Raw genomic sequence first — 17,260 nt, 5'->3', positions numbered from 1 at the left:
ATGTTTTATATATTTACGTATTACTTTATTTAACTGATATATTTAGAACTTATGTTGTTTGGTGAACGCTTATTAATCACTCGTAAAAAAAGGAAGATGTCGCAAGATGAACTTGCCAAACAGATTGGTGTGCACGCTCCTGTAATTGGACGTTACGAACGTGATGAAGTAAAACCGTCTATTGAGACGGCATTTAAGATTGCTAAAGCGCTCGAAGTATCTTTGGATTATTTAACTGGCTTATCTGATTTGGAACTTGATAAAACTATTGTTGATGTTGTTACGAGTTTACAAAAACTGAACAATGAAGATAGAGAGCATATTTTCACTACGATTAATGCATTAATTCGAGACGCTAAAGCTCGTAATACTTACGCATAAAAAAACCACAACTTTCGCTGTGGCTTTTAATGCTTTATGATTTCTTATTGATTTATTACTTTCTTTATATTCGTAATTGTTTTTAACTCTGTCTCAAAAAGACTAATTCTTTCAATCTCCAAAATTCTGAAAAAAGAAAAACCATCATTTTCATTATACTCATCTACGTTATTTATAATTACATTTTCCCCGTCAAAATCCTCTATATATCCTATAAAGTTTCTATTGTAAACTGAATTTATAGATACTAAAAATCGTTTTTTAGAGCAAAGTTTTAATAAATCATCAAATCTAAAATTAGACAATAATAAATCTTGTATGTCATCACTAATGTTAATGATATCTTCTTTAATAGAAAGTTGCATCTTTTTTAAATATTTATCTCCATATTCTATGGAATATATATCTTCTATCAATAATATTGAAAAGCCATCAAAATTACCTTCAGGGCTTACTTTCTTAATTAAAACAAAGTCATCATCAAAATTGCAAATTATTCCTATTGAAAACACGTCAGTATCTTCTTCGTTAGAATATATACTTATAAATGTTTTCTGTTTCTTTGAATCAGAAAATATTTTTTTTAATAAATTGTTTTCCATTTTTATCTTTTTTATTTGCGAGGTTTCCATTTTTTGCCTCTTTTTCTTGGTTTTTTCTTTTTTTCATCCCCTCCTGGTCGTCTTTTTGTGTGCTTGTCATTTGTCTTCTTCTTACTGCCTCTCCTTTTTCTATGCTCCGCTGCCATTTGATTAATATAAGCAGAGACTGTCAATAACTCTTCCGCTGTCAATGGTTGATAAGCTGGAGGAGTTAAATTTGGAGGAGCTGTGATACTTGAAGGTTGAGATGGATAATTTTTTGGATCTTGTGTTGTTATTGGAAAAAATGGATCAGCCCTTAATTGATCGTAAGTTGGTCCAGTAATTCCATTAGGATACATATACGACATATATAAAAGTGGCCCAACAGTAACTCCTAAAAACCCAGTAACAACACCTCCTGTTGCAGCAGCACCTCCTACGGCTGTAGCAGATGGAAGTGTTACAGATGTCGACACTTCACTTAAAATAATTCCAGTAGCAACAACTGCACTAACTGTTCCTGCATTTGCTTCACTTGTGGTGTTAGAAGAATCTTCTTCTGAACTCCCAGAAGGTGCAACTACTACCACTTCATCTAATTCTTCAACAGTATGCCTTTCCCATTCTGTACCGTTAAATATATATTCACTGCCATTATCAATAGTGTAAATTTGACCCTCTGTCGCATTAGCTGGGTCTGGACAATCTGGACATAAACCATCAGGGTCATTAAAAGCAATAGGATTGTTCCAAGCAAAATTATAGGGTGTTTTATCTATTTGATTAATTAACTCTCCCAAAGGGTCTATTTGTAAAAATCTCCCAATAGCAGGGTCATAACCTCTTGCATAAGTTTCATAAATATTAAGCCCTAAATTCTCATTTAACTCAACACCATTATACTTATAAGGATGTTCTGTGCCATTTATTACGTTATTGTAACCTTTGTGTTTGAGCCCAAAAGGATAGTAGTTGTTTTCTTCTTGTATTTCAAGACCATTTTGAGTAACCTTAAAGTTATCTATATAACAGGAGGTAGCAGTTCCATTGTCATTCCCAGTACCTTTCTCAAAATACAATCTAATAAAATCTCCTGTGAGCGTTAAGTCTAATACGTGATGTCCATCTTGGACATCCCATATTATATCTCTGTCTCCACCAGGTTCCCAAACCCCATTAATCTGTTCTCTCACAAGAAATACAGGTTTGTCCATTGTACCATTTTTAAAATCAAATTCTATATGAATAGGAACATTAGGGGTAATAGTCAAATATTTACTAGTACTAGTCCATCTATTTACTAAAGTAAGGTTTAGCTCTTCATTAGTATTGTTTATACCAGCTCCACTTGAAGTAGGAGTTGACCAACCACTAGTACTTGAAGCAAAATCCTCATTCACAGACACTTCAGTAACCGAAGTATCTTCCTTATAACTCAATCTAATATTCCCTAAATGGTCTTTATATTGGTATACATAGTTATACCCACCAGAGCCATCAGGTTCTACATAGCCTTCTGAGTGGTTAAAGAATTTTAACACATCACCGCTACCACTATCCTCATAGATATAGTTTCCAGCATATTTAGTTGTAGCACCAGTACTCACCGTTTTCTTTAATTTTACGCCAGTGGCATCATAAATGTAAGAAATATTCCCTGAAGATAAGGTCACAAGTGTTGGTAAATTTAAGTGGTTATAGGAAATATTCGATGAAATACCCTTATTAGCATCAGTTAGCATGTTGCCATTGGCGTCATACGTGTACTCTGTGGTAGTATCACTACCATCTTTAAACCCATATGTATCATTTCCATTATCAAGTACTTTTTTAAGCTGGTTGCTATTGGTATTATAAGTATACACCAGATCATCCATAGTATTAAAATGGGAACTATTTGTAGCTACTGGGTTAGCAACAATATGCCCTTGTCTTTTTAATTTGGTAATATTTCCATTAAGATCATAGACTACTTTGTCTAAATGATAATTGCTTGAAATACTAGTGGCGCTAGTAAGTCTATTAAGCGCATCATAATCATACTTATACCATTTTAAATTACTATCGGTATTCGCCGTTTTCCATTCCGTTTCAGAGATATTTCCATTATAGAGTACTGTCCCTCCATGATCTTGAGTATTGTAATTAATTTTAAACCCAAACAAGTCTGTACCCAAAGAAGCGGGATTATTAATTTGCTTTAACCAGCCTCTAACATTATAGGTATAATTAACTGTTTGAAGTGGATTGCTCACTGTATTCCCAACTTCTTTGGTTGTTAATTGTCCCAATTCGTCATAGATGTTTTCTGCAATAACTTCTTCCGCACCAGAATTAATTTTATGGGTTTGTTTAGTTACACGACCAGCATGGTCATACGTAAAGGTTTCCATAGTCACTAAATCTGTTTCTCCAGTTTTTTTATGGGTGGTTTTCACCTCTAATGCTTTTCCAACAAAATCTAAATCACTCTGTACAATATCAGTTGTATTTAAATACGCATTTTTAGAATATGTGTACACTGGACGTGCCTTATCATCATAATACATTACTGAGGAAATCCATTTATCTGGTGAGACATCCAATACCTTTACTTTAGATCCAGTAGCCAAACTTTTAACATTAGTAGTTAGTGATACACTGTAGGCATGTGTGATACTTTCAGGTTGAGCAGATCCAGCTAAATCAAAACTATAGTCATCATAATAATTAATGGTTAACAATTCTAAACCTGAGCTAGGAAAGTTATTATTTGAGTAATAACTATCATCATAATCTACCGTACTTCCTTTTCTTTCTTCATAAAGTTCTGTGTCTAAATTATTCTGCGTATTAAAATGTGATTGCATGGTATGTTGCGCTGATACTGTAGAACTATGTGTATACAGCCCAGTATATGCAACTCTTCCCAACTTATCATATTTGGTTACCAGCCATTCTTTGTTTGGTTGTTGAACAGCATCCTGTGTCATAACTGGTCTATCTAATTCATCATACACAATATACTCCCAACCTTTGCCTGGGATCTTTTTTTCTATAAGCCTGTTTCTATGGTCGTATTTGTATTGGTAACATAGATCATTTAACTCGGTAGAGGTTGGTTTATTGGTATTAGCATCTGATAATGGTGGCAACACATAGGTTAGATTTCCAAAATTATCATAGACGTAATACGTATCGTGTTGCGCTGAACTTTCACCAGCATCCAACACATCACCATCCCTGTTTAAATCTGATTCCCCATAAGTACGTTTTAAAATGACTCTGCCTTGTTTATCTTTAAACTCTTCAGTGGTGTCTAGTTTTGATGTTGTCCCATCATGATTTTCATCTTTAGTCACTGTTTTAAACAGTTTTCCAGCAGCATAATAACTTGTACCTCCATTTAAGGTAGGCGTGTAGGTATTATTAGCAAAACTTGTACTAACAGAATACTTACGTACTTCTGTTGATGTATTTGAACCATAATCAAACTCTATTTCATGACCATTTCCTAGTTTCCAATCTTTTCCTGGAGCAGCTTGCTTTAACACCCTATTAAGTGGTGAGGCTTCAAATTCCTTCTTCTGAAAAGGCATTGATGTTACTCTGGGTTATACTTGGAAAATCACTCTCATATTTAGCCAAGTCATAATACTCCTGAGTATCGGTTGAAGCATTAGGGTTTATTCGTCCTGCAAAATTATCTGAAGCATAAGGCAGAAACTCCTTTTTTTGTCTTCCTATAGCATCATAACCGATATGGGTGACAATATCTTTTTGGTCATTTCCTGCTTGAATAGCTATACTTTGTTTTGCTCTTCCTAATCCATCAAAATATTGGATATTTCTAATGGCATTGTCGTCATTTGTAATGCTACTTATGCTTGTCACCTCAATTTGAGGCACTATTGTATATATATAGTTTTCATCAGGGGAAGCATTTACAAGTGGACATCCATTATTGGCCGCTGGTCCAGCGTTCTCTGGACATGAATCACTACTATTTGTAACATAGCCAGCAGGAGTTCCTGTACAACTAATGGTAGTAACATTTGGATCTCCAAAGGTATCACCATCTGCATCTTCATAATAAATAGTTCCTTGCGTGATACTATAAGTAATTGTCCTTGCTGAACTCCAAACACTTCCTTTCTTGGAACGTAAATAGTATACAGTTCCAGTGGTTCTTGTCACTGAGACGGATGAATTACCTATACTGGTACCTGAACTACTACTTTGCCAATAATAGGTCTCTCCACTTGGCGGTGTGGTTCTTGTAAGTACTGTGTTCCCACAGTTATTGGTTATTGTAGGCATGGGCGGGGTGGCTGGAGGACTACTTACTGTTACCGTCTTTGAACCATAATAGGCATCCCAATCTCCCTCTGCATCATACTCAACAGAGTTACTACCTGAAGATGTCCAAGTCACAGTTACTGATTGTTCCTGTATGCTTGATTTGGTTCCTCCATACACTGTCCAAGTATAATGGAAAATATCATCATTAATATTCACACTATAATAATCCACATCATTGACATTAGCTGTAGAAGGACCATAAATTGTTGTTTGCGCTTGTAGGTCTATCGTTCCACTCATCCAGCTAAGTATGCACACTAGAATAAGTGATTTTATTTGTTTATTTAGTATATGTTTCATCTTATGCTAGTTTTTAGTTGGACACCTTATCTAAATACCATGTGCCCAATAGTTGCTTGGCCTCTGTACTTTTCTCCAAGTGGAGCTCCAGATTCTGATTACTGAGATTCCCAATACTATGAGTAATCGTTCTACCTCCTGCTACTAATTCAAGGGTGATGTCATCCTGCTTTAAATCCCACGTTCCAGTGACCTGACGTTCTGAGTTGATAACCAAAGTATAGTTTCCATCAGCTTCAAAGATCATCTTGCGCTGATTAAAGGAATTCTGTAGACTCTGTTTTCTGTCAATTGTCATACCGTCGTAGTATTGTTTAGCCTCTTGTTTTATATTGTTGAGGGTCTTGTTATAATCCAAGACCCATGTCCCAATAAGCTTGTCATCATTATTATTGTTTTGTGCATTTCCTGTTAGACCCATGCATAGTACTAGTATGGAAAGTGTTCTTAGTATTAGTATTGGGTACTTTATGTATTTAAGTGATGTAAGTATCATGATTGTTATTGTTTATAGTTGTATTGTGTTTGACTTAGTATTTTTCCATTCTTATCCTTTATGTACTCAAGTCTATTGTACTGGTCATATTCATAATAGACTGTATCGCCTCTTGGGTCTGTAACACTGGTTACTCCAACCATTGGATCATAGGTAAAGGAGGTCATAAGTGCATTGTTCAGTGCCGAATTATTTCTGATGCTATTCAGTGCTGTTCTTAATGCTCCGTCACTTCCTGTTCCTCCACTATCACTATTGGAAGCATTAACAGCAGCAGTAATCAAACTTGAAATAGAGCTTGCCTGGGAAGCCGTGAAGTTTTCAATCTTTGCTATGGGTTTTGTATCGTTATACCCCCATATGTAATAGATCTCTGTCCCTTGGGTTTTGGAAATGTTTAGTGGTTTGCCATAATCATCATAGTCATGATATTGTACTCGATTCTCTAAACTGTTTGTGCCTTTCAAGGTTTGGACATATTCTGGTAAAATAAGATTCCAAGAACTACTAGCATTTGCACCCCAATCTTTATAGTTGGTCCGCTGTGCGGATAGCAATACATTGTCTTTATAAGATTCCACTTGAAGCGGTGCTCCAATCTTGTATTGCGCCTTTAACGAATCGATCGCTGTTAACTCAGGAGTAGATAAATTATCAAACTCTAAAGATGTGGCTCCAGAAACATCATCAGGATAATAGGTTTTTGTTTTAAGTACCTCGCCACTACTATTGGTGGTTTCAGTACTGGTAAGCATCAAATGATCAAAGTTGTCATAATTATATGTCGTAACGGTCTCTATTGGGTTTTGTCCATTCAAATCGTAAGTCACATCCTTGTTTTGTGATTTATAATACCAATGTGATAGGGATTTGTACTTCATCACGTTTAGATTGGCTATGAGCTCTGGGTAGCTAACTATATCGTCAGCGTTTAGTCCATAACAGGCATGATCCCTGGTCATTGCTTTTTGATTATTTGCGTTGCTATGTCTGCATCTATAGTTGCCAACCATCAAAGGGCCATAAGATCCTGAACCATAAAAACTAGTATAACCTAAAAAGCTTCCGTCATTAATTCTATGTTTATGATTAGTGCTTTGGCATTGCCAAAAGTCTATTTGCTTTGTGGTATCTGCTGAAGTACATTTATAAGTTGGTTGATCCGGTAATGTGCCCACTAAATTGTAGTAAGGAGCTACATAATAATTATTGACCTCTCCTACTATAGAATCTAAAGTGTAGGTGTTTATAACCTCCTTTAAAGTGGTCTTGACACTACCATTGTCTTTAAAATAAGTCACTTTCTTTTCCAAACCGTTATCCCATCCAAAATTGGTAAAATTGGGAATAATTAGATCTGCTTGGCCCGTGAGTATTTCACCATGGTAATCCCTATGGATGGTAAACTCATGTTCCTCTCCACCATTTTCAAAGCTATCGCCTCCTTCACTGATGGTGACATATTTGTAATACACATTGGAACTCCCTGAGTTTACGATTGGGAAATTACTGGAAGATCTAAGGACATTGTACTTTTTTTGGTAAAAATTGTAAGTCGGTGATGGACCTATTTCCTGTTTGATGTTTTGGGACACAAAGCCAACCCCTTCTTTCTTTGCATCTCCAGAGGATGTGCTGACACTTTCCTTCTTTCCATAATAATATCTCTTATGACCAGCAAGGTTTCCTGTGGATGTATAGTTTTTCATGGATTTCACCCTATTTCCACCTGTAAGGATATTAGTAAAATTATTCGTGTCCACACTATACTTTAATTGAGCATTGGCATCCACACACCAATCCCCATAAGTATTCCCTTGGATATCGTTTAACAGTTCAAGCTTATACTGATGACTGGCTAAAAGGTCCACCTTGACGCTGAAATTTGTAGAACCATTGCCTTCGGTATAAGTATTCTCATAGACTACGGTACTGGAAGTCAGATCTGTGAGTTTTATTTTTGCGGCTACTTTATGGGATGGATAGTCCTCACAGCCATTGGGCACGTCCACATATTTTTCCACATCAAAGTTAAGCCCTGCTTCAACCGATGGTTGACCACCCAAACTTGGCATTGTAAAGGTATCGTCATCGGTATGGTTCGTAGATATATTCAATGTCACTGTGGTTGTGGAACTTGACGTAGAAGGGCCGTAGTAAGAATTGGACTCATATTCAATTTCAGTGAAGCCCTTGGTTGGATAGGTGACTTTAGTCAACAACCCATACTTGGATTTTGTGGCATCCAAAGTCCTATCGGCAATACTGGAAGAAATATACGGTTCGAAAATATCTGTTGTTCCATCTATCTCTGGTAATAAAGATAGATTATTGTTTCCATTGTAATATCCCCAATAATCTTGTCCATAATTTAATCTTTCTGGTAAACTACTAGGGTTATCATATGTAAACGTATACTTGTTTGTAGCTTCACTTAATTCAACACTTGTCAAGAATATTCGGTCGTTATTGGTCGTCAAATAATTAAAATCGAATTCTTCAATAGTTGTATTTGAAGGATCCTTGATTGTTACTTTATTTACCAACTTATAATTGGAAATGGTTGGATGTCCTGTTGAATTATCAAATACTATTTTTCCATTATTAAAATTACTGTTGATCTCTGTCAATCTTTTGGGATAAATCCTGACATCATTCCTAGTTTTTATAATGCCACTTGCCCCAGGTAAGTTTCCAGGAGGGGATACAGGATGCCCCTCTGGAATTTCATAAGAGTGTGATTCCCCTGTACTATATAGATAATGGTATCCGGAAGCTAAATTTTCGTAAACAAAATTAACAATATCCCCTGCTGGATGTTCGATCTTTGATAGATACCATGCCGTGACATGCTCTACATCGGGACCTGTTGGGGATCCAGATACATAAGAACGACCGATGGAAGTTTCAGTATCCAAAAAGCTATAGACTACACCTTCTGGCGTTGTAATAATAAATCCTGTTCCTAAACTAACTGCACTTGAACTAAACTCTTGATAAGCTTCAACTTTTAAATTAGAATGTGGCAGTGTATAAACTTTTCCTTCTGCATTAATTACTATTTTTCCTGAATAGCCAGGAAAACTATAAGAAAACAAATCACTCTGACCATCTACATCTTCATCATTTCCTAAATCGTATAAATATTGTGCGATATATGGATCTAAGTCTTGTGGAAATGTGGTTGGTGTTCCACTTGTTGAGTCATCCTGTAAATATCCAAAGGAACCTAAATCTGCTTTCATTATTTCATCTATGGGTTCTTCTAAAACATAATTCTCATCCTCTTTTCCTCTTACTATTCTAGAAATTACGCCACCAGAACTTAAGCTCCAACCTAATCCAACATTAGATGTTAATTGGTCTACTTTAATACCGCTTGAACTATAGTTTAAAGAAATTGGTACCGTAATATTTGGTGTGCTAAACGTATAAATAGGAACATTAACATTTGGTGTTCCTGTTAGCAATCCTACAGGGATAAAACCCTGTTTTGTCATCTCATATGCCGTTGGGGATGGCGGGATGATCTTTGGTAGCTCTTGGGCACTTACCTTAAAGCTTAATAAAAAAATAGTTCCATAGAGAAAAATTCTCTGGAGTTTAAATGCTCGTGTTTTCATAGAGTGCTCTATTTAAATAGTTTATAAAAATGTTTGAAGAAGAATGGTACTATTAATCCTATCTTTCAATATCAATTTGAGGAGCTATAAAGTTTAGAAGAAATCTTGAGATTTGAGTGAGGTTTTAACTTAGAAATACTAAGCTATTTTGCTTCTTTTTATAAGGTAGATAATGCTATTTTCAACTAATTAAATAGCTTTTACATTACTTTAAGTAAGGTTATTAGCTTATAAAATGTAAGGCAAATGCTTTTATTCGTAAACTATTAAGCTAACTAAATAATTTAAAAATCATACTTAATAGACGAAAAAACCTTTATTTACAGATATTTACAGACTATTTCGCTTTAATTAATTATATTCCTATATAGAGAAATAAGAAAATATATAATATTTAATACTCGTAACTACAATTATAGCAGAAAGCCTATAATTATAATTATAGGCTTTCTGCTATTTCTATTAATTTTAATTTTTATTATTGAAAAACTACCATATTCAAATTTTCGAATTCGTACAATAAAACATCATAACCCCAAACTGTAGTCGCTGTTGGTTCGCAGTTTTCGTTTTGAATGCATATTAAAAAGTTTTTTAGTGTATTTAGTTTGCTAAAAGCTATTTCTGGCAAACCATGGGCGCCAAATAACCTATAATCATTTCCTAAAATAGAAATAAGGTAGTCAATTGAAGTTTTATACTTATCTACATCCTCATTATCAAATAAAAACAATGAGCCGTTATAGAGATAATCTCCTAAAAATGCTAACTTATTAGTTTTATCTATAATTGCTATAGACTCTTTTGTATGCCCTGGTATATTAACTAATTGTATAATTCTGTTTCCTAAATCAATATCGGTGTTAACAGGTAGCCACTCATCAACTTGTACTTGGGACGGATAATCTCCTGAGAACAACTCTTCGCTAGTAAATGTATATATATCATTTTCGTCAACTCCTTCTCTTAAAAAAGGTATATCTGGAAAACCAACATTGTCAAACTCTGAAATATTCTGGTTATGGTCAAAATGAAAATGTGATAATAAAAGTGTCGTCGGCAGTTGGGTTATTTGATCTATAACTGTCTTAATTTTATAACCATTTACAGGTTGATTTTCTCCTGAACCTGTATCAAACATCAATGCCTTACTGGTTCCAACAAGCAAATAACTAACGTTTCCTTGAGAGCTATTTGGTTCTTCAAAACTATATGTTTCTGCATTTATGTTTTTAACATTATACCAGCTAGAATCTATCGTGATTTTTTTATCTACTTCAGCTTGTTTGTCATCACTAGAGCAAGATATTACTAATAGAATTACAGCACTTATAAACTTAATCATTTTTATTTTCATGTGTTTATATTTATTGTTTTTCTACTGTCACATGCGACATCCATTTAATCATTTCCTTAGGTATCAAAATTATAGTTATGGATGTTTCATATTGCTAATTTAAAAAATTGCTTCGGCATAATCGGAGCTAAATACTCCAAAAAAGCCTAATGCTGTTCTATTTGTTGTTTTGTTTTTAATATTTCCTATTAAATTTACAGGTGGTTTACTAAATATTAAAAAAGCATCAACGGTTTCTGTACTACCAAAATCAACTTGATTGTCATATTGATCAAAAGAGGTTACATAGAATTGATAGGTTAAATAGTTAAGGTTATTTAAACTAATACCAATACCATTGCCTTCTATATATTCGGTTTCAATAAAAGCATTTCCATTGCCATCAAATAGATTATCATTAGATAATTCAAAACGTCTTGCTATACGATTACTACCTTCGTAAAAATTATAATCTACTATATAGAAATTAGATTCTCCTGGAGGGTCACTAAATACTACCTGCGAAAAATTACCTTCTTTTCTAATGTCTATTATTTCAACTGGAGGCTTTAATGTTTCGTGTTCAGATTCATAAGTAGTACCATCTGTTAAAACCACTTCTATCCAATATTTATTCCCTACTATACCTGTAACGGTGTCGTTACTATAATAATCACCTTCGTTTGCGTAAACAAAATCATCTGTAACTAAAGTAATGTTACTATTTACATCTTCAGTATATAAAGATATTGTAGCATCTTCTATAGCATCTACTGTGGTTACATTTACAGGAACTGTACGTTGTACAGTTACTTTTATATAATCTGTGTTATCAATTAAATACCCATAAATAAACACTTGTGGTTCAAACTCTGCTTCTATATCAGCTTCTTTTAAACATCCAGAAAAAAAGAAAAGACAAACTAGAGTAACTATTATATTATATGATTGTTTCATGTGATTAAAATTTAAAGTTGTAGGTTATAAAAGGAACTGGCGCTCCAATTAAATAAAAATTATAATTCTTTAATTTGTTATTCCTAAAGATTGAAAAAGAAGTAAATGCATTTTTTCGTGCATACACATTATACACTCCAAAAGACCAGCTTCCTCGCCATTTTTTATCTAATTTAGGTGTAGGAGTATAAGTAAACGAAACGTCCATTCTATGTGTATCTGGCAATCTATAAGCATTTCTATCGGAATATGTTAAGTAAGGACTACCATCAAATATTAAACGTCCTGTAGCCTCGGTAGTCGGTCTACCAGTTTGGTAAGTAAAAAATACATCCATATTCCATTTTTTATTTAAACTATAGTTTGTTGTTACATTTAAAACATGTGGTCTATCATAATTTGAAGGATAATAATTTCCATCATTTATATTTTCTGTAAGAAATTCACTATTGGTTTTTCGCCTAGTTACAGAATAGGTGTAATTTGCATTTCCTTTTAGTTTTCCAATATTTTTGTAAACGCTAAATTCAGCCCCGTAAGAATACCCTTCAGCAGGTAACAATTGTGTCTCGACATACTTATTTATAAATAAATCTGCGCCATTTTTATACTCTATAATATTTTTAAAAGTTTTATAGTAACCTTCCACATTAAAATTATAGTCGTTGTTTGGAGTATCATAAGCATATCCAGCAGATATTTGATGTACTTCTAAGGGCTTTATATGTTCCCCAGATATTTTCCACACATCAAAAGGAAAAGAAGCTGTGGTATTTGATAAATAATGTATGTATTGAAACATTTTATTATAACCCAGTTTTATTGCAGCATTATCTTTTAGGTTATATTTTAAAGAAATACGAGGTTCAAATCCTTCGTAGCTTTTAATAAGTTCTCCTTTGTCATACATTTTAGTATTAATAACAGAATTAGGATTTTTAGGAAAGTTAGGATTATAGCTATACACACTATTTGCTCCAAAATTACCAAACCAAGAATATCTCAAGCCTGCATTTAATGAAAACCTATTTTTCTTCATTTCATATTCTATATATGGAGCCAGCTCTAATCCTCTTTCTGCCTCAATATTTACTGTATTGATTCCTTCATCTTCACTTGTAATTTTAGCAGGTATAAATTTGTATAAAGTAGTGTTCGCTCCAAACCTCATTTTTACATTAGGATTTATATAATATGTGAAATCTGGTTTTAATAGAATGTTATCTATAGAAGATCTCCATTTTATACTATAGAAAGAGTCCAACGGTCCTCCATCACTACTTTCTAAATTGTAATTATATCTACCATAAACTGCTGAAAGATTCATAAACAACTTATTAGAAAATATATGATTCCATCGTAAAGTAGCTGTGGCGTTATTCCATTTCACATCAGTTGTTTCGGTAGATTTTTCACCTGTTTCGCTATCATCCTCATCAATTCCAAATTTTAAAACATCCTTACCAAAATAACCAGAGAGGTATACTTTATTTTTATCGTTGATATTCCATGATAATTTAGTTGACAAATCATAAAAAGATAATTTTTGACCTTTTAATTCACCTCCAATTATTGGAAAAAAAATATCAAAATAAGAACGTCTACCAGACACTAAAAAACTTAGTTTATCTTTCTTTATTGGGCCTTCTAAAGTTAATCGGGAAAACAACAACCCTATACCTCCTTCTCCTTTAAGTTCTTTACTATTCCCTTCACGCTGCTTTATATCTATAACTGATGATGCTCTACCTCCATATCTAGCAGGAATACCTCCTTTGTAAATTTTAAGTTCACTTAACGCATCGGCATTTAAACTCGAAAACAATCCAAATACATGTGTTGGATTATATATAGGCGCTTCATCTAAAAGCATAAGGTTTTGGTCTATATTACCACCTCTAACATTAATACCTGAAGCTCCTTCACCAACAGTACTAATGCCAGGTAGCGTTAAAAGGGCTCTTACAATATCTGGTTCACCTAAAAATGCAGGAATTCGTTTTATTTCTGATACTTTTAAATCTGAAACACCACTAATAACAGTACTAACTTTACTATTACTATTATTTGTAATCACTATTTCATCGAGTTGACTAGAAGTAGGTTCTAACTCAATATTAAGAGTAATATTATTAGACAAACTAATATCAATTTCTTTATAAGTATATCCTAAATAGGAAATTTGTAATATATAATCTCCTTCTTCTAATGTTAAAGAATAAAACCCATAAGAATTAGTATTTACACCTCTTGATTGATTTTTAACAATAATATTGGCATTAATTAAACTTTCTCCTGTGACTGCATCTGTGACATTTCCACTAATAGTAAATTTTTTTCTTATGTCTTTTCTTGAAAGCACTATAAACTTGTCTTTTATTACATATGTAATATTTGTGGTTTGTAATAGCCTATTTAAGACACTTACAACTTTTTCTTTGGAGCTACGAATGCTAAACTTCTGCTGTATATTAATTTCGTCATTATTAAAAATGAACTTAAATTTAGTTTGCGATTCTACTTGATTTATTATTTCTTCTAATGAAACACTATCGTAATTTAGCGATACTGTATTTTGAGAAGCTGCATCTAGTGCCATTAGCTGAAGGCAACAAAAAAGATAAATTACACTGGTAAGCTTCATTAATAAAATACTTTTATTACTCAACGTTATTGTGGGAACAAGCGTTGCATATGGTTTTATTTTCATAAATTTGAATGTTGTTAATTAGTACTAATTTTAAGCGATTGGAATCTATTGACACATAGTGGGAAAATTGCCGTTTTCCCACTTTTTTTTATTTAATTATCCACTCATTTGTTTCTTGATTTAGTTTATATTCGAACTCTTTTGAAATTTTTAAAATGTCTAAAATTTCTCTTATTGGTGTTGAGTTTTTAAAGGAGCCTGTAAATTTTGAAAGTGCTATGTCATCATTTTCAAAACGTAATTGTATGTTGTATTGATTTGATAAATCGCTAGCTATATCAACAAATGGTTTGTTATTAAACTCAATTTGACCATTCTTCCATGCTAAAGTGGTTTTCAAATTATCCGTTTTAGAATTACTTATATCACCATTTTCTTTCATTATTTTAACTTGATCATTTGGTAACAATATTATTTTTTTGTCAAAATAATTTTCTGCACTTACCTCAACTTTACCAGTAAATAAAGTAGTTTCTGTATAAGAATTGGATTGATAAGCATTAACATTAAAACTTGTGCCCAAAGCCTTTACAATAACATTATCTAGTGTTTCAACTGTAAACGGATAATCTTTATTCTTTGCTACTTCAAAAAAGGCTTCTCCTATAAGCTTAATAGTTCTTGGTGATTTTTCATTATAACTAATTTCACTTGAAGAATTTAACCAAACAACCGATCCATCTGGAAGATCTATTTGTTTATGCTCACTATAAGCTGTCTGAATATTTACTAAATCATTATTAGAAAAACTTTGGTATGTAAAAGTAGCAGTAGTTATTATTAAGGCTATTACTGCTGCATATTTAAAAATGCTTTTCCAAGAAAAAGTGTTTTTTTCTTCATTACTTATAGTAGTAAAAAAGCGTTGCTTAGCAACATCGATGTCCACTTGGGAAGTTTTCGCTTCTGTAGATTCGTATATGGCAACTATTTTATTAAATAGCTGTTCATCATATTTACTAGATTTAATCCATTTTTCTACATTGTTAACTGTAGTTATATCTGCATTCCCTGAGATATAAGCCCAAATGTCTGATTCTTTTATTTGATACTGCTCCATAATAAGGCATTTAACTATAAGACGTTCCTCAAATAGTTTTACCCTATTTTAAATTTACAGGTAATCTTTTAGTCCATTTCTAAATGCTAGTAAAGCCTTAGAAATATGAGCTTCAACAGTTTTAATAGAGATGTTTTTTGCTTTAGAAATTTCTGGGTAGGTAAGTCCTTTTTCTCGGGATAGCTTGAATATTTCAGCTGTTTTTTCTTGTAACGAAGAATATACAAAGTCTATTTTTTTCTGCAATTCCCACTCATTATCAATTACAGTTTCAAAAGATTTATTAAGGGTATATAAGTTTATATGCTTTTCTTTTGTTGCATTTTTCCTATAAAAATCTATTATTTTATTCTTAAGCGTTGTAATTAGATAGGATTCTATAGAGCGATCATCATTACTAATACTATCCATTTTTTTCCAAAGAACAATAAATGTTTCTTGAACTATTTCTTCTGCGAGGTCTCTTTGTTTGGTAAGTTTAAAAGAATAATTAAATAATCTTTTATAGTATTTATCGAATAAAGCTGAAAAAAAATCTTCTTTAGTAAGTTTCATTAATATGCTTCTTATTCTAATTTTTGGTAAGACTCTATTATTTTATGATTGCGTTACAAAAGCTAAAGTAACTAAAATTATTTATGAGTTTTTCATCTAATCCTTATCTTTATCACAAATCAATCCAATGGAAAAAACCGTTTCAGAAGCTATTGCATATAGACGTTCATGTAGAGTTTATAAAAATGAGCCAATAGACACAAATAAAATAAAGCAATGTATTAAAAATGCAGTATTGGCTCCTACAAGTAGCAACTTGCAGCTTTGGGAATTTTATCATATAACTAATAAGGTTATTATTGAAAAATTAGCTACTGCTTGTTTTAATCAAAATGCTGCAAAAACATCGCAGCAATTGGTGGTGGTTGTGGCAAGAAAAGATTTATGGCGTAAACGATGCAAAGCAAATATTGACTTTCTAAATAAAGCGTTTGATAAACCCGATTTAGATAAGCGTCTAGTTAATAGAAAAAAGATGGCGCTAAATTATTACCAAAAAGTAATGCCAATAACCTATTTTGATTTTTTGGGGGTTTTTGGCTTATTAAAATATTTAGTCTTTCAGGTTATTGGTCTGTTTCGTCCTATTTACAGGCAAGCCAGATTAAGTGACATGCGTATTGTAGCACATAAAAGTGCTGGATTGGCTGCACAAAATTTTATGATAAGTATGGCTGCTATTGGTTATGATACATGTCCAATGGAAGGAAGTGACACACTTAGAGTAAAACGTATATTAGGAATACCTTGGAGCGCTGAAATAAATATGGTAATAGGTTGTGGTTTACGTGATGACAAAGGCATATATGGCTCAAGATTTAGAGTCCCTTTTGAGGAAGTTTATAAAGTTATTTAATACAAAAAAATATTTTATTTCACTCATAATGAACTTTTTATCGAAATTATTTGTATTTAAT

The 17,260-nt window shown here is 32.9% G+C and carries 12 protein-coding genes; 2 read left to right on the top strand and 10 right to left on the bottom strand.

Translation table 11 applies throughout. The features are described 5' to 3' along the window. Positions 1 to 51: 51 nt before the first annotated feature. Entirely contained in the window at positions 52 to 381 is a 330-nt protein-coding gene (locus ABGB03_RS03295; protein WP_347924811.1) for a helix-turn-helix transcriptional regulator, read from the top strand. A 44-nt stretch (positions 382 to 425) separates the two neighbouring features. Here ABGB03_RS03295 and ABGB03_RS03290 read toward each other — a convergent pair whose 3' ends face one another. The 10 genes from ABGB03_RS03290 to ABGB03_RS03245 form a co-directional block, all read right to left on the bottom strand. Next, positions 426 to 983: a hypothetical protein gene (locus ABGB03_RS03290; RefSeq protein WP_347924809.1), complete on the bottom strand. Its 558-nt coding sequence runs from the start codon at positions 981 to 983 to the stop codon at positions 426 to 428. An 11-nt stretch (positions 984 to 994) separates the two neighbouring features. Then, positions 995 to 4,543 (bottom strand): RHS repeat-associated core domain-containing protein, encoded by a 3,549-nt coding sequence (locus tag ABGB03_RS03285; RefSeq protein WP_347924807.1) that lies wholly within the window; start codon positions 4,541 to 4,543, stop codon positions 995 to 997. Further along, positions 4,518 to 5,606 (bottom strand): DUF6443 domain-containing protein, encoded by a 1,089-nt coding sequence (locus tag ABGB03_RS03280; RefSeq protein ID WP_347924806.1) that lies wholly within the window; start codon positions 5,604 to 5,606, stop codon positions 4,518 to 4,520. The genes ABGB03_RS03285 and ABGB03_RS03280 overlap by 26 nt, the downstream gene beginning before the upstream one ends. 13 nt (positions 5,607 to 5,619) lie before the next feature. Further along, positions 5,620 to 6,027, bottom strand: coding sequence for a lipocalin family protein (locus tag ABGB03_RS03275; protein ID WP_347924804.1), 408 nt, complete (start codon positions 6,025 to 6,027; stop codon positions 5,620 to 5,622). A gap of 80 nt (positions 6,028 to 6,107) precedes the next feature. Next, positions 6,108 to 9,725: a hypothetical protein gene (locus ABGB03_RS03270; RefSeq protein WP_347924802.1), complete on the bottom strand. Its 3,618-nt coding sequence runs from the start codon at positions 9,723 to 9,725 to the stop codon at positions 6,108 to 6,110. 478 nt (positions 9,726 to 10,203) lie between these two features. Then, entirely contained in the window at positions 10,204 to 11,082 is an 879-nt protein-coding gene (locus ABGB03_RS03265; protein ID WP_347924801.1) for an MBL fold metallo-hydrolase, read from the bottom strand. Positions 11,083 to 11,181: 99 nt separating this feature from the next. Further along, positions 11,182 to 12,018: a DUF4249 family protein gene (locus ABGB03_RS03260; RefSeq protein ID WP_347924799.1), complete on the bottom strand. Its 837-nt coding sequence runs from the start codon at positions 12,016 to 12,018 to the stop codon at positions 11,182 to 11,184. A gap of 4 nt (positions 12,019 to 12,022) precedes the next feature. Further along, a complete protein-coding gene (locus ABGB03_RS03255) occupies positions 12,023 to 14,617 on the bottom strand; it encodes a TonB-dependent receptor (protein ID WP_347924798.1) in 2,595 nt (864 codons plus the stop codon). Between the two features lie 199 nt (positions 14,618 to 14,816). Then, on the bottom strand, positions 14,817 to 15,788 hold the full coding sequence (locus ABGB03_RS03250) for a FecR domain-containing protein (protein ID WP_347924796.1): 972 nt from the start codon (positions 15,786 to 15,788) through the stop codon (positions 14,817 to 14,819). Between the two features lie 54 nt (positions 15,789 to 15,842). Then, on the bottom strand, positions 15,843 to 16,343 hold the full coding sequence (locus tag ABGB03_RS03245; protein WP_347924794.1) for a sigma-70 family RNA polymerase sigma factor: 501 nt from the start codon (positions 16,341 to 16,343) through the stop codon (positions 15,843 to 15,845). Between the two features lie 127 nt (positions 16,344 to 16,470). Between ABGB03_RS03245 and ABGB03_RS03240 the strand changes: the two genes are divergently transcribed. Continuing rightward, positions 16,471 to 17,199: a nitroreductase family protein gene (locus tag ABGB03_RS03240; RefSeq protein WP_347924793.1), complete on the top strand. Its 729-nt coding sequence runs from the start codon at positions 16,471 to 16,473 to the stop codon at positions 17,197 to 17,199. The last annotated feature ends 61 nt before the right edge of the window (positions 17,200 to 17,260 follow it).

This window comes from Pontimicrobium sp. SW4, assembly GCF_039954625.1.
Classification (GTDB): domain Bacteria; phylum Bacteroidota; class Bacteroidia; order Flavobacteriales; family Flavobacteriaceae; genus Pontimicrobium.
Note: the sequence above shows the minus strand (reverse complement) of the source record. Positions and strands in the feature narration are given on the sequence as shown.